This window comes from Nocardioides sp. 616 (assembly GCF_002930065.1).
In the GTDB taxonomy this organism is placed as follows: Bacteria; Actinomycetota; Actinomycetes; order Propionibacteriales; family Nocardioidaceae; genus Nocardioides; species Nocardioides houyundeii.
The window spans coordinates 36,961-54,369 of sequence record NZ_POAG01000019.1 but is presented as its reverse complement, the minus strand read 5'-3'; the positions used below and the strand labels follow the sequence as shown (position 1 = coordinate 54,369).

Here is a 17,409-nt window from a genome sequence, read left to right as displayed (position 1 = left end):
GCTGGCACCGCTTTGTAGGGTGGTTCTCCCCTGCTCGTCTGGAGAACCGATGTCCAAGGCCCACAGCTCCGCGCCCCGCATCCTGGCAGCCGCGGCCCTGGCTGCCGCGCTCCTGCTCGCCGGATGCGGGACCGACCAGTCCGAGTCCACCTCGGACGCCGACCCGTCGGCGACGGCCCCGACCAGCGGCCAGACCAGCGGCCAGCCCAGCGGTGCTGCCACGCCCGAGCCCTCGGACGCCTCGAGCGCGCGGGGGCCGGCCCGCCCGAGCGTCACGGGGACGATCGCCACCGGGCTGGAGGTCCCCTGGGGCATCGCCTTCCTGCCTGACGGCTCGGCCGTGGTCACCGAGCGGGACAGCGCCCGGGTGCTGCGACTGGTGGCGAAGGGTGGGACCTGGGACGTCTCGGAGATCGGCACGATCGACGCGGCGGACCCGGCCGTGGAGGGCGGCCTGCTCGGCGTGGCCACCTCCCCGGACTTCGACTCCGACCGGTTGCTCTACTTCTACGTCACCGCGGCCGACGACAACCGGATCATGCGGGCCGAGCTGAACGGGGACGACCTCGGTCCCGCCGAGCCGGTGCTCGCCGGCATCCCCAAGGGCTCCGTCCACGACGGCGGACGGATCCTCTTCGGATCCGACGGCTACCTCTATGCCTCGACCGGCGAGACGGGTGAGCGCGACCTCGCCCAGGACCGGGACTCCCTCGGCGGCAAGATCCTGCGGATCACGCCCGACGGTGACCCCGCGCCCGGGAACCCGGACCCGGACTCGCCGGTGTGGAGCTGGGGACACCGCAACGTGCAGGGCCTGGCGTGGGACGACGAGCAGCGGCTCTGGGCCAGCGAGTTCGGGGACAGCACCTGGGACGAGCTGAACCTGGTGGAGAAGGGCAGGAACTACGGCTGGCCCGGTCTCGAGGGGCGTGCTGCGGACAACCCGGGGGTCCCGGCCGAGGGGTTCACCGACCCGGTGGCCGTGTGGAGCACCGACGTGGCCTCCCCCTCCGGGCTGGCCTGGGCGGAGGGGTCGCTGTGGCTCGGCGCCCTGCGCGGCACCCGGCTGTGGCAGGTGCCCGTGACCGCGGACGGCGTCGGGCGGGCCAAGTCCCACTTCGTGGGGGACTACGGGCGGCTGCGCACCGTGGCCAGTGCGCCCGACGGCACGCTGTGGGTCACCACGTCCAACCGCGACGGGCGGGGTACGCCGTCCTCGCAGGACGACCGGATCCTTCAGGTCACGCTGGATCGCTGACCCGGACCACCACCGCGCGCCGGGCGACCCGCCGCAGCGTGGCCAGCACCGACGGTCCGAGCACGGCGATCGCCACCGCGTTGGTCAGCGCCCGACCGGTGTCCCATCCCCCGGTCGAGGTGACCAGGGTGTAGATGGCGAACCGGTGCAGGTTCTCCAGCACCGGCGCTCCGGCGACGAAGGAGAGCTCGGTGGCCTCGCGGCCCGGCACCTCGATGCCCAGCATGAACGGCCACCCCCACATGTTCATCACCAGGCCGTAGAGATAGGCCGACAGGATCCCGTAGAGCACCAGGACCACGATCTCGGCGCGGCCCGACAGCCGCCGCGGCAGCAGGCCGGCACCCATCCCGACCCACCCCGCCACCAGCATCTGGAAGGGCAGCCACGGTCCCACCCCGGCGGTGAAGAGCGCCGAGACGAAGAGCGACGTGGCCCCCAGGATGAACCCGAAGGCGGGACCGAAGACCCGGCCCCCGAGGATGAGCAGGAAGAAGATCAGCTCCAGCCCGGCCACGCCGGCGCCGAGCCCCCGGGCGACGCCGTTGATGGCCGAGAGCAGCCCCAGGACCGCCAGCACCCGGGCGTCCATCCCGCCCTCGGTGATCTCCGCGAGCACCATCACCATCAGGAGCGGCAGCAGCGCCAGGAAGAGGAACGGAGGATCCACCCTGGCGCCGTCCGGCACGTCCAGCAGGAACGGCCACCCCAGCATCATCAGTCCCAGCACCGAGACCAGCGCCAGCACGAGGGCGCTGCGCGGTCCGATCCGCACCGCGGTCATCCGGGGCCCCCCACCGTGGCCAGGGCTGCGGTCACCTGCCCGACCTGCAGCCACGGCGACCCCAGCACCTTGTGCACCTGGGGGGCGAACGACGGCGACTCGACCACCACCTGGAGCGTGGGCCCGGCGGAGACGACCTCGCCATCGGCCAGCACCACGACCTGGTCGGCCACCTGGGCCACGAACTCCACGTCGTGAGTGGCCACCAGCACCGCGTGCCCCTCGTCGCACAGGCTGCGCAGCATCTCGGCGAGGGCCCGCTTGCCCGGGTAGTCCAGGCCGCGCGTGGGCTCGTCGAGCAGCAGCACCGGCGGTCGGGAGACCAGCACCACCGCGACCGCCAGGGCCAGGCGCTGTCCCTCGGAGAGGTCCCGGGGGTGCGTTCGGTCGTCGATGCCGGGGGCGAGCCGGTCGAGGATCTCGCGGCACCGACCCGGGGCACCGGCGTCGGCGTCCGCGTCCGCGCACTCCTCGCCCACGGTCTCCAGGTAGAGCAGGTCTGCGGCGGTCTGCGGGACCATCCCGGTGTGGCGACGCCGCTCGGCCCTGCTCAGCGCGTGCGGGTCGGCGCCGTTGACGCGCACCCGGCCCGAGACGCGGCCCAGGCGACCCTGGAGCGCCCACAGCAGGGTCGACTTGCCCGAGCCGTTGCGTCCCATCAGGGCGGTGACCCGCCCCGGAGCCAGGGTGAGGTCCACTCCCCGGAGCACCGGGGTGCGGCCGTGCGCCACCACGAGGTCGCGGGCGGTGAGCACGGCGCCGTCGGGGGTCTCGGCGTCGGGGGTCTCGGCGCCGACGGGGACGGTCGTGGCCCCCTCGCCCAAGGTCTCCGCGAGCCGGGCGCTCAGCTCGCGGGCACGCCGGCGGGCATCACGCACGGTCAGCGGCAACGGCGACCACCCGGCCGCTCGGCCGAGCTCGACCAGGGGCGGGGCCACCGGGGAGTCCAGCAGCACCACCTGGGGCACGTCCACGTGCACCGTGCCGTCGGGGCGGAGCAGCACCATCCGGTCCGCGAACGGCACCACCCGCTCCAGCCGGTGCTCGGCCACCAGCACCGAGAGCCCCAGGTCGTGCACCAGCCTGGTCACCGTGGCCAGCACGTCCTCGGCGGCGGTCGGGTCGAGCGCGGACGTGGGCTCGTCGAGGACCAGCAGCCGAGGATGCATGGTCAGCACGGAGCCGATCGCCACCCGCTGCTGCTCGCCCCCGGACAGGGTCCGCAGGTCCCGGTGCCGGAGGTCGGCGATGCCGAGGAGGTCGAGGGTCTCCTCGACCCGGCGGCGCATGGTCGCCGCGGGAAGGCCGAGCTGCTCCATCCCGTAGGCGACCTCCTCCTCCACCGTGTCGGTGACGAACCAGGCGGCCGGGTTCTGACCGACGTACCCGATGTCTGCGGCCCGCTCCCGGGCCGGGCGCTCGATGATGCTGACGCCGTCCAGCAGCACGTCCCCGCTCAGGGTGCCGCCGGTGTACTCCGGGACCAGCCCGGAGACGACGCCGAGCAGCGTGGACTTGCCGACCCCGGTGGACCCGGCCAGGAGCACCAGCTCACCCTCCTCGATGTCGAGGTCGATGCCGGCGAGCACCTCACGCCCCGGGTAGGAGAACCGCAGGCGGCGCAGCTCGATCATCGGGGAACCTCCAGGGAAGCGGCGCCGTGGGCAGCACCGGCAGGGTGTGGCATCGGTGGCATCGGTGGCGCAGGTGGCGCAGGTGGCGCAGGTGGCCCAGCCGGCTGACGGTTCGCGACCGTCGGCGAGGGGGGTGCGACGAGCACCGGCAGCAGCGCGGCGAAAGGCACCAGCAGCGCCGCCAGGTCGAGGCTGGGCGCCGCGACGACCCCGGGGTGGGCCACTGCCATGCTGGCTCGCGCCACCCACATGAGGCCCAGGCCGGTCGCCATCCCGGATACGGCCACCAGGATCTCCTCGGCCTGCCAGCGGTCGGGGCGGTAGCGGGTGCGCCCCACGCGCCGACCGGCACTGACCAGCGCGAGGATCGCGCAGAGAGCACCGAGTGCCAGCATCGGCAAGCCGAGCCAGCGCGGCGTCGTGGTGTCCAGGAATCCGTAGACGCCGACACAGGTGCCCAGCAGCGCGGCCACCATCAGCGACCCGGAGACGCGGCGCTCCCCCGGCGTGGCGGTGCCGGTCCGGCCATAGCCGCGCGCGTCCATGCCGGCCGCGAGTGCCATGGACCGCTCGAAGGCGTCCTCGAGCACCGGGACCAGCAGCCGCCGCAGGCCCCGGACACGGCGCCTGCGCCGTCCCCCGACGAGCCCGGCCCCACTGCCCCGCAGCTCCTGGGCGTGCCTGACCCGCTGCACGCTGTCGGCCAGCTGCGGCAGCACCGAGACCGCGACCACCAGAGCGGTGCCGATCTCGTAGAGCGCCGGCGGCAGTGACTTCAGCAGCCGCTTGGGGTTGGCCAGCGCGTTCGCGGCACCGAACGCCAGCAGGATGCAGGCCAACTGCATCCCGTCGTAGAGACCCGCCAGTACCGCCTCCCGGGTCACCGGTCCCAGCAGCCGGATGCCGGCGGCCCACTCGGGCAACGTGATCGCCGGCAGCCGGACCAGCACGTGCCCACCGTCGACCCCGCCGAGCAGGATCCGGAAGAGCACCCGGATCACCACGGTGATGGCCGCCAGCCACAAGTACAGGCGGAACGCGCGCGCCCAGGTGCCGTCGCCGCGACAGCCTGCCACGACCACCCAGGTGACGGCGGCCACGAGAGCCAGCAGCCACGGGTTGGTCGTGGCCGAGGCTGCGGTCGCCAGTCCCGCGGCCCAGACCCACCAGGCCACCGGGTGCAGCTCCCTGGGCACGCGCATGCCTCAGGCCCTCCTGCGCCGCACGGTGAGGACCGCACCGGCGCCGAGCAGGGCGCCCAGCGCGATCACCGGGACCCAGAGCGGGAGCGAGCCGTCATCGGTCTCGGGCCGGACCGACCCCGAGTTCGGGGCGGTGTCCCCACCGGCGTCCACACTGTCCGCCGGGCTGAGTGCCGGCGGCTCGGCCTCGCCCGCACCCTGGTGCCAGGCCAGGGCGAGGTAGCCGCCCGCGGGGCTGCGCAGCGTGCCGCCACCGCGACTGGAGTAGACCCAGTCGCCATCGGCGTCGGCCCACCACAGGCTCCAGAAGGCGTCGGCCGGGGCGGCGTTGACGCACGGGTCGCCCGCGGGGAGCCCACCCACCCGGCAGATGAAGCCCGGGTCCCGGGTGGCATAGGTGAGGTCGAAGCCGGCGTCCGCGACGCTCTCCGAGGCTCGCTGGTCGGCCACCGCCGGGTCGCACCCGGTGCGTACGGCGTCTTCGGCGTCCTCGGCAAGCTCGGCGAAGTCGACGACCACGGTGGTGCCCTGGGACGGACAGTCCGCGGGGGTCGCCGCAGCCGGTCCGGCGGCGCCGACACCCCCGCCCACCACGAGCAGGCTCAGACCCGCGCCGGCCAGGCGGTGGGCCAGGCGCTGCACCAGGCGGTAGGCCGGGCGGTGGGTCACTCGGACTCCTCCGCCGCCGGGGCGGCGGCCAGGACCGGGAACGCCTGGACCCCGGCGACGACCCACGGCGACCGGTCGAGCGGGTCCGCCAGACCGTACTCGCGGCCCTCGGCCAGGCTCGCCTCGTCGTAGGCGAGCGCCCCGGTTTCCCCCGCCAGCTTCCCCAGTGACTCCTCGTCCGAGCCCCCGCCCTGGCCGACCTGCAGATCGCGGACCCAAGCTGCGGCCCGGGCAGCGGCGTCGTCCTCGCCGAGCTCGAGCAGGGCCCACCCGGCCAGGCCTGTGGTGTTGGAGTTGGTCCCGTTCTCGGGATCGGCGAACGAGCCGTCGTCCGCCTGCTGCGCCAGGAGCCACTCGGTGGCGGCTGCCAGAGCGTCCTGGACCTGCTCGTCGTCCTCGGCGAGCGGAGCCAGCTGCACGGCGACCAGCGCGGTGGTGTCCGGAGCCTGCTCCGCTGGCAGCGAGTCGTCCGCGTCGCATCCCTGCTCGACCGCACCCTTGGCGGCGAAGGCGAGGCGGAAGAACCCCTCCTGGCACTGCTGGGCCAGCAGGAAGTCGGTGACCGACTCGGCCCGATCGCTCCCCACCGCGGCCAGGGCCGCCGCGGCGTAGGACTGGCCGATCGAGTTGGCGTAGTCGCCGAACTCCGACTGGTCCGCCAGACGGCCGGCGATCCGGCTCTTCGTGGCGACGCTGTCCTCGACCCTGGCCTGCAGGTCCAGGCCGCCGAAGTCGTGCGGGTCCCGTCCCTGGTCGACCGCCAGGCTCAGCGCCTTGGCCGACGGCCCGGAGTAGAGCTCGCCGCCCGAGCCGACGTACGCCGGGAGCTCCTGCGCCACGGCGTCGGTGACGGCGGTGGCCTCCTGGGCCAGCAGGCCGGAGGCGGAGAGCCCGAGCACCAGGTCGATGCTGGAGCCGACGTTGACGCTGGTGGAGGTCTTGCCCTGGTAGGCGCTGGTGTTCTCCAGCAGGCCGTCGGCGTTGAGGTTGCCGACCAGCCAGTCCGCGGCCAGCTCGAGGGCGCGCAGGTCGCTCGCGCCGGTGCTGGCGGCGGGGGCGTTCGCCGGGACCGGATCGGTCCCGCCCTCCTGGGAGTCGCTCCCACAGGCACTGGCCCCGACGGCGACCAGGACCACCGAGGCGGCTCCTGCGGCGAACAGGCGAAGACGATCAGACATCTGTGTTCCTTCCCGCTGCTGACGGGTCGGTCCACACTGGGATCGAACCCGCCGTGTTCCACGACAGCGAATGTTCGGACGCAGCACAGCGGGTGTTCCGGCTTGCACGTATCAGACCGTGCCTACGGTTGCGGGTCAGCGCCGGACTTGGACCGGCTTCCCCCACCTGTGAGCGTGAGTGCGTCGCGACGGCTGCCGCGACGCACACACCTTACGCCTGCTCCCCACGGACCCCGCCCGGGGTCCGCGGGGCGGGCTCAGGCCAGCTTCTCCAGGATCAGCTCGCGCACCCGGCCGGCGTCAGCCTGACCGCGCATCTCCTTCATGACCGCACCGATGAGCGCACCGGCCGCAGCCACCTTGCCGTCCCGGATCTTGTCGGCCACGTCCGGGTTGGCCGCGATGGCGTTGTCGACCGCGGCCCCCAGCGCGCCGTCGTCAGAGACGATCGCCAGGCCGCGGGCCGCGACGATCTCCTCGGGGCTGCCTTCACCGGCCAGCAGGCCGTCGAAGACCTGTCGGGCCAGCTTGTCGTTGAGGGTGCCCGCGTCGACCAGCTTCTGCACCTGCGCGACCTGGGTGGGGGTGACGCCCAGGGCGTCGATCTCGGTCCCGGTCTCGTTGGCGCGGCGGGCCATCTCGCCCAGCCACCACTTGCGGGCGGCCTGCGGGGTGGTCCCGGCCGCGATCGTCTCCTCGATCAGCAGCAGGGCGCCCGCGCCGACGGTGTCGCGCATCTCCAGGTCGGAGAAGCCCCACTCAGCCTGCAGCCGCGCCCGCTTCTGGGTCGGGTTCTCCGGCAGCGTGCCGCGCAGCTCCTCCACCCACTCGCGTGACGGCGCCACCGGCACCAGGTCGGGCTCGGGGAAGTAGCGGTAGTCCTCGGCGTCGGACTTCTCGCGTCCGCTGGTGGTCACGCCGGTGTCCTCGTGCCAGTGCCGGGTCTCCTGCAGGATCGAGGACCCGGACTCCAGCACCGCGGCGTGCCGGCGCATCTCGTAGCGCACCGCCCGCTCCACCGAGCGCAGCGAGTTGACGTTCTTGGTCTCCGTGCGGGTGCCCAGGCCCCCGGTGCCCTTGGGCGCCAGGGAGAGGTTGACGTCGGCCCGGATCGAGCCCTGGTCCATGCGGGCGTCGGAGACCCCGAGGGCGACGATCAGTTGGCGCAGCTGGGCGACGTACGCCTTGGCGATCTCGGGGGCCCGGTCACGGGCGCCCATGATCGGGCGGGTGACGATCTCGATCAGCGGGATGCCGGCGCGGTTGTAGTCGACCAGGGAGTAGTCGGCGCCGTGGATGCGACCGGTGGCGCCACCGACGTGCAGCGTCTTGCCGGTGTCCTCCTCCATGTGGGCCCGCTCGATCTCGACCCGGAAGGTCTCCGGCTCACCGTCGGTGCCCTCGATGGTGACGTCCATGAAGCCGTCGAAGGCGATGGGCTCGTCGTACTGGGAGGTCTGGAAGTTCTTCGGCATGTCCGGGTAGAAGTAGTTCTTCCGGGCGAACCGGCACCACTCGGCGATGTCGCAGTTCAGGGCCAGGCCGATGCGGATGGCGCTCTCCACCGCCTTGCGGTTCACCGCCGGCATCGCGCCGGGCAGGCCCAGGCACGTGGGGCACACCTGGGTGTTGGGCTCGGCGCCGAACTCGGTCGGGCAGCCGCAGAACATCTTGGTGAGCGTGTTCAGCTCGACGTGGACCTCCAGGCCCATCGCGGGGTCGTACTTCTCCAGCGCCTCCTCGAAGGAGACCAGCTCGGTCGAACGCTCGTCGAGACCACTCATGCCGACGCTCCCTTCAGCTCAGGGGCGCGGTCGAGGATCGCACCACCCCACTTCTCCTCCAGCAGTGCCTCGACCGCGGCACCGACCCGGTAGAGCCGGTCGTCGGCCAGCGCCGGAGCCAGCACCTGCAGCCCGGCGGGCAGCCCGTCCTCGTCAGCCAGCCCGCTGGGCACCGAGATGCCCGGGGTGCCGGCCAGGTTGGCCGGGATGGTGGCCAGGTCGTTGAGGTACATCGCCAGCGGGTCGTCCAGCTTCTCCCCCAGCTTGAAGGCCGTGGTGGGCGCTGTTGGGGAGACCAGGACGTCGACCTCGGCGAAGGCGGCCTCGAAGTCGCGCGCGATCAGGGTGCGCACCTTCTGGGCCTGGCCGTAGTAGGCGTCGTAGTAGCCGCTGGACAGGGCGTAGGTGCCCAGGATGATCCGGCGCTTGACCTCGTCGCCGAACCCGGCGTCGCGGGTGGCGCGCATGACCTCCTCGGCGCTCGGCGCGTCGACGCCCTCGGGGAGCACCCGCAGGCCGAAGCGCATCGCGTCGAACTTGGCCAGGTTGCTGGAGGCCTCGGCGGGCAGGATCAGGTAGTAGGCGGCCATCGCGTGCACGAAGTTCGGGCAGGACACCTCCACGACCTCCGCCCCGGCGGAGACCATGAGCTCGACCGCCTCGTCGAAGCGGGCCAGCACCCCGGGCTGCCAGCCCTCGCCGCGCAGCTCGGTGATGACCCCGACCTTGACTCCGGTGAGGTCCTTGCCGGCGCCGGCGCGGGCGGCCTCGACGAAGGAGGGCATCTCGGTGGGGATGGAGGTGCTGTCCAGCGGGTCGTGCCCGCCGATCAGCTCGTGCAGCAGGGCGGAGTCCAGGACGGTGCGGGTGACCGGCCCGGCCTGGTCCAGGGAGTTGGCCAGGGCCACCAGGCCGTAGCGGGACACCCCGCCGTACGTCGGCTTGACGCCGACCGTGCCCGTCACGGCGCCCGGCTGGCGGATGGAGCCGCCGGTGTCGGTGCCGATCGCCAGGGGCGCCTGGAAGGAGGCCACCGCGGCGGCGGAGCCACCGCCGGAGCCGCCGGGGATGCGGTCCAGGTCCCACGGGTTGTGGGTCGGGCCGTAGGCGGAGTGCTCGGTGGAGGAGCCCATCGCGAACTCGTCCATGTTGGTCTTGCCCAGGATCGGCAGGCCGGCCTCCTTGAGCTTGCGCACCACGGTGGCGTCGTACGGCGGGATCCAGCCCTCGAGGATCTTGGAGCCGCAGGTGGTGGGCAGACCGGCGGTGGTCAGCACGTCCTTGACCGCGATCGGCACTCCGTCCAGGTTGCTCAGCAGCTCCCCCGCGGCACGGCGCTCGTCGCTGGCGCGGGCGGTGGCCAGCGCGCCCTCGGCGTCCACGTGCAGGAAGGCCCGGACCTGGCCGTCGACCTCGGCGATGCGGTCCAGGAAGGCGGTGGTCAGCTCGACGCTGGTCACCTCGCCGGCGGCGAGGGCCTCGACCAGCTCGGCGGCGCTCCTGCGGGTCCAGTCCACGGTGCCTGCTCCTTCGTTGCTGCTCTGCTGGGTGCTCACTGCTCGTCCCCCAGGATCCGCGGCACGGAGAAGCGCTGCTGCTCCGAGGCGGGCGCCCCCGACAGGGCCTGCTCGGCGGTCAGGCCGGGCACCACGACGTCCTCGCGGAAGACGTTGGTCAGCGGCAGGGCGTGCGACGTCGGGGGGACGTCGGCGCTGGCCACCTCGCTGATGGACGCCACCGACTCCAGGATCACGCTCAGCTGCGGGGCGAGGTGGTCGAGCTCGGCGTCGGACAGGTCTATCCGGGCGAGGTTCGCCAGGTGAGCGACCTCGTCGCGGGTGATTTCGGGCATGGAGCATCCTTTGCCAGGCGTGCGGGGAAGATCGACTTCCATCCTATGGGCTGGGTCTGCGCGCCCGGCCGGTGGTCACCGACGCGCGCGTAGCCTCGGGTTACCACCCCCGAGAGGACACCCGCATGCGTCGCGCCGTACGCCGTCCCCGCCTCGTCGCCGTCGTGGCGCTGACGCTGCTCGGCGCCTCGCTCTCCTCCGGCGCCTCCGGCTCCGCGACGGCCCCCGTTCCCAGCTCCGCCCCCAGCGCCGCTCCCGCGGCAGCCCCGAGCTCGGAGGCAACCACCGCCGCTGCGCCGCTGCGGTACGTGGCGCTCGGCGACTCCTTCACGGCCGCCACCGGGGTCCCGGACCCCGACCCCTCCGGCCTGGTGTGCACCCGCTCGACCAACAACTACCCGTCCGTGCTGGCCAGGTCCTGGCCCGGCACCCAGGTGGTGGACGTGAGCTGCGGCGCCGCCGACACCACCAACATGACCAAGACCCAGCGCCCCTTCGGCGTCGAGGTCCCACCCCAGTTCGACTCGCTGACCGCGGACACCGACCTGGTGACCATCGGGATCGGTGGCAACGACTTCGGCGTCTTCGCAGCCCTGATCTTCAACTGCTCCCAGCTGGCCAAGACCGACCGCTCGGGCGCGCCGTGCCGCGACGCCAACCGCAAGCCCGGCGGCGGCGACCGGCTGCGGGACCAGACCGAACGCACCGGCAAGCGCCTCGTCAAGGTGGTCAAGGGGGCCCAGCGGCGCAGCCCGGAGGCGAGGATCCTGCTGGTGGGCTATCCCCAGCTGGTGCCGCGTCGGGGAACCTGCGCCAAGCTCCCCCTAGCCAAGGGCGACTACGCCTACTCGCGCGGGCTCAACCGACGGCTCAACGCGGTGATCCGGCGAGCGGCGAGCAGGACCGGCGCGGAGTACGTGAACGTGGCGCGCGCCAGCCGCGGGCACGACGTCTGCTCGGCCGACCCATGGGTCAACGGAAAAGACAACACCAGCAAGGCGATCTTCTACCACCCGTTCGCCAACGAGCAGGCGGCCGTCGCCGGGTTGATCCGTGCCAAGGTCGACCGCGGCGAGGCGGACCGTGGGGCTCAGAGCCCGTCCGGACCCTCGGCCAGCAACCGCTCGAAGCCGGACTCGTCCAGGGTCGGAACCCCCAGCTGCTCGGCCTTGTCCGCCTTGGAGCCGGCGTTGTCCCCGAGCACCACGTAGTCGGTCTTCTTCGACACCGAGCCTGAGGCCTTGCCCCCGCGGGCGATGATCGCCTCCTTGGCGGAGTCGCGGGTGAACCGCTCCAGGGAGCCGGTCACCACCAGGGTCAGTCCCTCCAGGGTGCGGGGGACCGACTCGTCGCGCTCGTCGGCCATGGTGACCCCGGCCGCCCGCCACTTCTCCACGATGTCGCGGTGCCAGTCGCCCTGCTCGCCGTCGAACCACTCGCGCACCGAGGCCGCGATGGTCGGGCCCACGCCCTCGGTGTCGGCCAGCTGCTGCTCGTCGGCGTCGCGGATGGCGTCCAGGGACCCGAACTCCGTGGCCAGGGCACGCGCCGCGGTGGGGCCGACGTGCCGGATGGAGAGCGCGACCACGACCCGCCACAGCGGGGCCGCCTTGGCCCGGTCGAGGTTGTCCAGCAGCCGCTCTCCGTTCGCGCTGAGCACGCGCCCGGACGTCGCGCCGTCCAGCTCGGTCTTCTTGGCGGCTCGGGTGAACAGCTCGGTCCGGAGCAGCTGGTCCCTGGTGAGGTCGAAGATGTCGCCCTCGTCGACGATCACCCCGGCCTGGAGCAGCGCTCCGGCGGCCTCGCTGCCCAGTCCCTCGATGTCGAAAGCGCCCCGACCCGCGACGTGGAAGACGCGGTCCAGCAGCTGGGCGGGGCACTCGCGGTGGTTGGGACACCGCAGGTCCTTGTCACCCTCCTTCTGCTGCACCAACGTCGTGCCGCACGAGGGGCACCGGGTCGGCATGACCCACTCCGCTAGTCCGTCGGGGCGCAGGGGCAGCACCGGCCCGACGATCTCGGGGATCACGTCCCCGGCCTTGCGCAGGATCACGGTGTCTCCGGGGCGCACGTCCTTGCGCTTGACCTCGTGGGCGTTGTGCAGGGTGGCCCGCTCCACGGTCGAACCGGCCACCCGGGTGGGCTCCATGACGCCGAACGGCGTCACCCGGCCCGTCCGGCCGGTGTTGACCTCGATGGAGAGCAGCTTGGCGTTGACCTCCTCCGGCGGGTACTTGTAGGCGATCGCCCACCGCGGCGCCCGGCTGGTCGAGCCGAGGCGCCGCTGCAGGGTGACGTCGTCGACCTTGATCACCACGCCGTCGATCTCGTAGCCGACGATGGTGTGCCGGTGCTCCCCCACGTGCTCGATGAAGGCCTCGACCTCACCCAGCGTCGGCACCACCCTCACCTGGTCGGAGGTGGGCAGACCCCAGGCACGCAGGGCGTCGTAGGAGCCGGACTGGGTGGCCGGCTCGAAGCCCTGCCGAGCACCGATCCCGTGGCAGACCATGCCCAGGGACCGGGTGGCGGTGACCCTGGGGTCCTTCTGACGCAGCGAGCCTGCCGCGGCGTTGCGCGGGTTGGCGAACAGCGGCTTGCCGGTGTCGGCCATCGCGGAGTTGAGCCGCTCGAAGGCCTCGGCGGGCAGGAACACCTCTCCACGCACCTCGACCAGCTCGGGGACGGGGAACTCCTCGGTGCCGGTGAGCCGGTGCGGCACCGAGTCGATGGTCTTGACGTTGGGGGTGACGTCCTCGCCGGTGCGGCCGTCGCCGCGGGTCAGCGCGCGGACCAGCCGGCCCTGCTCGTAGAGGATGTTGATCGCCAGCCCGTCCACCTTGAGCTCGCAGAGCAGGTCGGGCTGGGCGATCCCGTCGCGGGCCAGACGTGCGTACCAGGCCTGGACCTCCTCGAAGGAGAAGGCGTTGTCGAGGGACTCCATCGGTCGCAGGTGGTCGACAGGGGTGAACTCGGTGGAGACCGCACCGCCGACCTTCTGGGTGGGCGAGTCGGGCGTGCGCAGCTCCGGGTGCGCCTCCTCGAGCGCCTCGAGCTCACGCATCCTCCGGTCGAAGTCGGCGTCGTCGAGGGTGGGGGCGTCCAGCACGTAGTAGCCCCAGCGTGCGTCCTCGATCTCCTCTGACAGCACCTGGTGGCGGTCGCGGGCATCCGGGGTGGCGGGGGTGACCTCGGGCGTGCTCATGGCCCTAGTTTGCCGGGCCGCACCGACACCCGCGCTCCGGTGGGTGGGGACAGGCCGGTGAAACCTGCTTGTCCCCTCCCGACATCGGGCGTGAGCAGGAGATCCTGCAGGCCACCCTCGACGTCCTGGCTGACCTCGGCCACGACGCCTCACGATGGACGCGGTCGCCAGCGCCGCCCGTGCCAGCAAGGCCACGCTCTACCGGCGGTGGAGCACCAAGGCGGCCCTGGTCGCCGAGCAGCTCGGACCCCGGTTCGAGAGCACCGTGGCCGAGCTGGCGTCGCTGACCGCGTTCACCGAGGTGCCACCATGGCCTTCCTGGTGGGCGCCGGGATGGCGGTGGTCTCCTCGGTCCTGATCTGGGTCGGGCTGGACGTCAAGCACGAGGAGCTGGCCACCGACGGCCCCGAAGGGGCCGGCGTCCACTGATCAGTGGCCGAGCTCAGTGGCTGAGCTCGCGGGCGGTCGCTCCGGCCAGCTCCAGGGCACCACGTGCCCACGCCGGGGAGGCCCGCGCGAGTCCGCAGGACGGGGTGATCACCAGCTGGGCAGAGACCTCGTCCAGCCCGAAGCCGAGCATGTCCAGCCAGCGCAGCACCCGCTCGACCGACGCCTTCTCCGAGACCGGCTGCGCGGGCTCGGCGGTGGGGACCACGCCGAGGGCGACGCTCAGCCCCGCCTCCAGCGCCTGGCCGAGCTGGTCGTGGTCGGCGGCGTCGAGCTGGTCCAGGTCCACCGAGAGCCCGCGCGCCCCGGCCCCGCGGAGCAGGTCCAGCGGCGTCCGGGCCGCGCAGCTGTGCACCCAGGGCTCGGCCCCGGCCCCGGCGATGGCGGACAGCACCTCCGTCAGCGTCGCCGACGCCTCGGGCAGGTCGACCTTGCGGTGCCGGCCGAGGCCGCTGGCCGTGGGCACGGTGGCCTCCAGGACGGCGGTGAGCGCCGGCTCGTCGACCTGCACGATGAGCCGCTCCACACCGGGGAGCCGACGCCGCAGGTCCGCGACGTGCCCGCGTACCCCTTCGGCCAGCGCCTGCCCCAGGTCACGGCGGGCACCGTGGTCGGAGAGCACCTTGTCGCCGCGGTGCTTCTCCACGGTGGCCGCCAGGGTCCAGGGTCCGGTCAGCTGGGTCTTGAAGTCGCCGACGTAGCCCTGGGCCAGCTCCTCGACCGTGTCCAGGTCCTGGGCCAGCAGGGAGCGGGCGCGGCGCAGGTCCACCCCGGCGGCGTCGGTGAGCCGCCAGCCTGCTGGCTGCAGGTCGGCGCCGAGTCCCTCGACCACGGCCAGCGCCCGACCGGTCATGGTCGCCGCCGCTCCGCGTCCGGGGAGCTCGGGAACGTGCGGCAGCTCCCCCAGCACGCCGAGCACCGTGCGCACCGTCTCGGCGTACGTCCGTGCCGGGTCGTCGGTGCCCGGGCCGGGCATGGAGCCGATGCCGGTGGCGGCGCTCACACGCTCACCCGGCGGGTGGCCGAGATGGTCGCGGACCCGACGACCCGGGTGCCGGAGTAGATGACCGCCGCCTGCCCGGGTGCGATGCCCTCGGCAGGGTCGACCAGCTCGATGCTGACCGTCTCGCCGTCGGTCTCGACGACGGCGCGGTGCTCCGCGCCGTGTGCCCGCAGCTGCACGGTGCCCTCCAGCCGGGACGGGACCGTGCCGCACCAGCGCGCCCGGACGCCGTCGACGTGGTCCACCCCCAGTCGCTCCCGACCGCCCACGCGGACGTTGCCGGTGACCGGCTCGATGTCGAGCACGAAACGGGGCTTCCCGTCCGGTGCGGGCCGGCCCAGGCGCAGCCCTCTGCGCTGACCGATCGTGAACCCGTAGGTGCCCTCGTGCGTGCCCAGCACCTCGCCGGTGGCGTCGTCGACGATGTCGCCGCCCCAGGTGCCGGTCGAGCTCGGGGCCCGGTCCGCCAGCTTCTCGCGCAGCCACCCCGCGTTGTCGCCGTCGGCGACGAAGCAGATGTCGTGGCTGTCGGGCTTGTCGGCCACCAGCAGCCCACGGCGCCCGGCCTCCAGCCGCACGTCCGACTTCCGGGAGTCGCCGAGGGGGAACAGCGAGTGCGCGAGCTGCTGCTGGGTCAGCACCCCGAGCACGTAGGACTGGTCCTTGCCGTGGTCCACGGCCCGGTGCATCTCGATCAGGCCGTCCTCCCCGGTCCGGAGCTGGGCGTAGTGACCGGTGGCCACCGCGTCGAAGCCGAGCGCGAGCGCCCGCTCCAGCACCGCGGCGAACTTGATCTTCTCGTTGCAGCGCAGGCAGGGATTGGGGGTGCGGCCGGCGGCGTACTCGGCCATGAAGTCCTCCACCACGTCGGCGTGGAACCGCTCGCTGAGGTCCCAGACGTAGAAGGGGATGCCGATGACGTCCGCGGCGCGGCGGGCGTCGTTGCTGTCCTCGATGGTGCAGCACCCCCGGGCACCCGTGCGGTACGACGCCGGGTTGCGCGACAGCGCCAGGTGCACGCCGGTCACCTCGTGCCCCGCGTCCACCGCCCGGGCCGCGGCCACCGCGGAGTCCACGCCGCCGGACATGGCGGCCAGCACCTTCACAGCGCTCTCCCGTAGGCCAGGCGGGCCCGCTCCACGGCCGGCCCGAGCGCGGCCACGGCCGCGTCCACGTCGGATCCGGTGGAGGTGTGACCCAGGGAGAAGCGCAGCGAGTGGCGGGCCTGCACCGGGTCGCAGCCCATCGCCAGCAGCACGTGGGACGGCTGGGGCACGCCGGCGGAGCACGCGGAGCCGGTCGAGCACTCGATGCCCTGGGCGTCGAGCAGCATCAGCAGCGAGTCGCCCTCGCAGTCGGGGAAGCCGAGGTGGGCGTTGCCCGGCAGTCGCTGCCCGGGGTCCCCGTGCAGGTGCGCGTCCGGCACCACCTCGCGCACCCGACGCACGAGCTCGTCGCGCAGGGCCCCGACCCGGGCGGCGTGCGCGGGCTGCTGCTCGATCGCGGACCGGACCGCTGCGGCGAGCGCCGCGATGCCCGCCGGGTTCAGGGTGCCGCTGCGGATGTCGCGCTCCTGTCCCCCACCGTGCAGCAGGGCGGTGACCGGGACCTCCCGGCGTACCACTAGGGCGCCCACGCCGTAGGGGCCGCCGAGCTTGTGGCCGGTGAAGGTGAGCGCGTCGACGCCGCTGGCCGTGAAGTCGACCGGGACCGCGCCCACGGCCTGCACCGCGTCGGTGTGCACCGGGATGCCGTGCTCGGCGGCGATCCGCACCACCTCCTCGACCGGCTGCAGGGTCCCCACCTCGTTGTTGGCCCACATCAACGAGATCAGGGCCACCGACTCCGGGTCGCGCTCCACCGCGGCGCGCATGGCAGCCACGTCGAGCCGTCCCGCGCTGTCGATGGGGAGCAGCTCCACCTCGGCCTGACCACGCTCGGCAAGCCAGTGCAGGGGGTCCAGGACGGCATGGTGCTCACCGGCGCTGGACAGGATCCGGGTGCGCCGCGGGTCCTGGGCCTGGCGTCCCCACAGGATGCCCTTGAGGGCGAGGTTGTCCGACTCGGTCCCGCCGGAGGTGAACACCACCTCGCCCGGGCGGCAGTTCAGCGCCTGCGCGATCGCCTCCCGGCTCTCCTCCACCACCCGGCGGGCGGCGCGGCCCGAACCGTGCAGCGAGCTGGCGTTCCCGACCTCCAGCAGGTGCCGGCGCATCGTCTCGACGGCGACCGGCAGCATGGGCGTCGTCGCGGCGTGGTCCAGGTAGACCGTGCCGGAGGGGGCGGTGTCGGAGGGGGCGGGGGCACTCATGTCACCGTCAGCCTACGGCGCCCCGGGTCACGGGGTCACAGGTGCCGCCGGTCCTGGCGGTGCGCGCCCCGCTAGCTGCGCG

General features: G+C 73.2%; 14 protein-coding genes, 1 pseudogene and 1 riboswitch. Of the genes and pseudogenes, 3 read left to right on the top strand and 12 right to left on the bottom strand.

Annotated features, from left to right (window positions below):
• Nucleotides 1-49: 49 nt before the first annotated feature.
• Entirely contained in the window at nucleotides 50-1,258 is a 1,209-nt protein-coding gene (locus tag C5H89_RS11460; protein WP_104107161.1) for a PQQ-dependent sugar dehydrogenase, read from the top strand.
• Here the strand turns inward: C5H89_RS11460 and C5H89_RS11455 are convergent.
• The 8 genes from C5H89_RS11455 to gatC form a co-directional block, all read right to left on the bottom strand.
• Nucleotides 1,242-2,042, bottom strand: coding sequence for an ECF transporter S component (locus tag C5H89_RS11455; protein WP_104107160.1), 801 nt, complete (start codon nucleotides 2,040-2,042; stop codon nucleotides 1,242-1,244). The genes C5H89_RS11460 and C5H89_RS11455 overlap by 17 nt on opposite strands.
• Nucleotides 2,039-3,676 (bottom strand): ABC transporter ATP-binding protein, encoded by a 1,638-nt coding sequence (locus C5H89_RS11450; protein WP_104107159.1) that lies wholly within the window; start codon nucleotides 3,674-3,676, stop codon nucleotides 2,039-2,041. The genes C5H89_RS11455 and C5H89_RS11450 overlap by 4 nt, the downstream gene beginning before the upstream one ends.
• Nucleotides 3,673-4,878: a CbiQ family ECF transporter T component gene (locus C5H89_RS11445; RefSeq protein WP_104107158.1), complete on the bottom strand. Its 1,206-nt coding sequence runs from the start codon at nucleotides 4,876-4,878 to the stop codon at nucleotides 3,673-3,675. Before C5H89_RS11445 ends, C5H89_RS11450 begins: the two co-directional genes overlap by 4 nt.
• Nucleotides 4,879-4,881: 3 nt before the next feature.
• Nucleotides 4,882-5,547 carry a hypothetical protein gene (locus C5H89_RS18710; protein WP_114149423.1) on the bottom strand — a complete coding sequence of 222 codons (666 nt, stop codon included), beginning with the start codon at nucleotides 5,545-5,547 and terminating at the stop codon, nucleotides 4,882-4,884.
• On the bottom strand, nucleotides 5,544-6,725 hold the full coding sequence (locus C5H89_RS11435) for a hypothetical protein (protein ID WP_162799344.1): 1,182 nt from the start codon (nucleotides 6,723-6,725) through the stop codon (nucleotides 5,544-5,546). The genes C5H89_RS18710 and C5H89_RS11435 overlap by 4 nt, the downstream gene beginning before the upstream one ends.
• A gap of 69 nt (nucleotides 6,726-6,794) precedes the next feature.
• Nucleotides 6,795-6,940, bottom strand: a riboswitch (cobalamin riboswitch).
• A 42-nt stretch (nucleotides 6,941-6,982) separates the two neighbouring features.
• Complete coding sequence (gene gatB / locus C5H89_RS11430; RefSeq protein ID WP_104107156.1) at nucleotides 6,983-8,509, bottom strand: Asp-tRNA(Asn)/Glu-tRNA(Gln) amidotransferase subunit GatB; 1,527 nt, start codon at nucleotides 8,507-8,509, stop codon at nucleotides 6,983-6,985.
• Nucleotides 8,506-10,026: an Asp-tRNA(Asn)/Glu-tRNA(Gln) amidotransferase subunit GatA gene (gatA, locus tag C5H89_RS11425; protein ID WP_104107508.1), complete on the bottom strand. Its 1,521-nt coding sequence runs from the start codon at nucleotides 10,024-10,026 to the stop codon at nucleotides 8,506-8,508. The genes gatB and gatA overlap by 4 nt, the downstream gene beginning before the upstream one ends.
• Nucleotides 10,027-10,061: 35 nt before the next feature.
• Complete coding sequence (gatC, locus tag C5H89_RS11420) at nucleotides 10,062-10,361, bottom strand: Asp-tRNA(Asn)/Glu-tRNA(Gln) amidotransferase subunit GatC (RefSeq protein WP_104107155.1); 300 nt, start codon at nucleotides 10,359-10,361, stop codon at nucleotides 10,062-10,064.
• 125 nt (nucleotides 10,362-10,486) lie between these two features.
• On the opposite strand from gatC, the pseudogene C5H89_RS19365 reads away from it, so the two are divergent.
• Nucleotides 10,487-11,365, top strand: a pseudogene (locus C5H89_RS19365) (SGNH/GDSL hydrolase family protein); the annotation flags it as partial.
• 86 nt (nucleotides 11,366-11,451) lie between these two features.
• Here C5H89_RS19365 and ligA read toward each other — a convergent pair.
• Nucleotides 11,452-13,566 carry an NAD-dependent DNA ligase LigA gene (gene ligA / locus C5H89_RS11410; RefSeq protein WP_104107153.1) on the bottom strand — a complete coding sequence of 705 codons (2,115 nt, stop codon included), beginning with the start codon at nucleotides 13,564-13,566 and terminating at the stop codon, nucleotides 11,452-11,454.
• 154 nt (nucleotides 13,567-13,720) lie between these two features.
• On the opposite strand from ligA, the gene C5H89_RS11405 reads away from it, so the two are divergent.
• Nucleotides 13,721-13,924: a TetR family transcriptional regulator gene (locus C5H89_RS11405; RefSeq protein ID WP_240181820.1), complete on the top strand. Its 204-nt coding sequence runs from the start codon at nucleotides 13,721-13,723 to the stop codon at nucleotides 13,922-13,924.
• Nucleotides 13,925-14,008: 84 nt separating this feature from the next.
• Here the strand turns inward: C5H89_RS11405 and C5H89_RS11400 are convergent, their stop codons facing one another.
• From C5H89_RS11400 to C5H89_RS11390, 3 genes are read right to left on the bottom strand one after another with little or no spacing between them, the layout of a single operon-like run.
• Nucleotides 14,009-15,016, bottom strand: coding sequence for a methionine synthase (locus C5H89_RS11400; RefSeq protein ID WP_240181819.1), 1,008 nt, complete (start codon nucleotides 15,014-15,016; stop codon nucleotides 14,009-14,011).
• The gene (gene mnmA, locus C5H89_RS11395; protein WP_205304995.1) at nucleotides 15,013-16,122 is read right to left on the bottom strand and encodes a tRNA 2-thiouridine(34) synthase MnmA; all 1,110 of its coding nucleotides are present in this window, start codon (nucleotides 16,120-16,122) and stop codon (nucleotides 15,013-15,015) included. The genes C5H89_RS11400 and mnmA overlap by 4 nt, the downstream gene beginning before the upstream one ends.
• A complete protein-coding gene (locus tag C5H89_RS11390) occupies nucleotides 16,119-17,327 on the bottom strand; it encodes a cysteine desulfurase family protein (protein WP_104107152.1) in 1,209 nt (402 codons plus the stop codon). The genes mnmA and C5H89_RS11390 overlap by 4 nt, the downstream gene beginning before the upstream one ends.
• Nucleotides 17,328-17,409 lie beyond the last annotated feature (82 nt).

Coding starts and splice junctions, on each gene's coding strand:
- C5H89_RS11405 (WP_240181820.1), top strand. CDS start 13,721: ATGGACGCGGTCGCCAGCGCCGCCCGTGCCAGCAAGGCCACGCTCTAC.
- gatC (WP_104107155.1), bottom strand. CDS start 10,361: ATGCCCGAAATCACCCGCGACGAGGTCGCTCACCTGGCGAACCTCGCC.
- C5H89_RS11460 (WP_104107161.1), top strand. CDS start 50: ATGTCCAAGGCCCACAGCTCCGCGCCCCGCATCCTGGCAGCCGCGGCC.
- C5H89_RS11455 (WP_104107160.1), bottom strand. CDS start 2,042: ATGACCGCGGTGCGGATCGGACCGCGCAGCGCCCTCGTGCTGGCGCTG.
- C5H89_RS11390 (WP_104107152.1), bottom strand. CDS start 17,327: ATGAGTGCCCCCGCCCCCTCCGACACCGCCCCCTCCGGCACGGTCTAC.
- C5H89_RS11445 (WP_104107158.1), bottom strand. CDS start 4,878: ATGCGCGTGCCCAGGGAGCTGCACCCGGTGGCCTGGTGGGTCTGGGCC.
- C5H89_RS11450 (WP_104107159.1), bottom strand. CDS start 3,676: ATGATCGAGCTGCGCCGCCTGCGGTTCTCCTACCCGGGGCGTGAGGTG.
- ligA (WP_104107153.1), bottom strand. CDS start 13,566: ATGAGCACGCCCGAGGTCACCCCCGCCACCCCGGATGCCCGCGACCGC.
- gatB (WP_104107156.1), bottom strand. CDS start 8,509: ATGAGTGGTCTCGACGAGCGTTCGACCGAGCTGGTCTCCTTCGAGGAG.
- C5H89_RS11435 (WP_162799344.1), bottom strand. CDS start 6,725: ATGTCTGATCGTCTTCGCCTGTTCGCCGCAGGAGCCGCCTCGGTGGTC.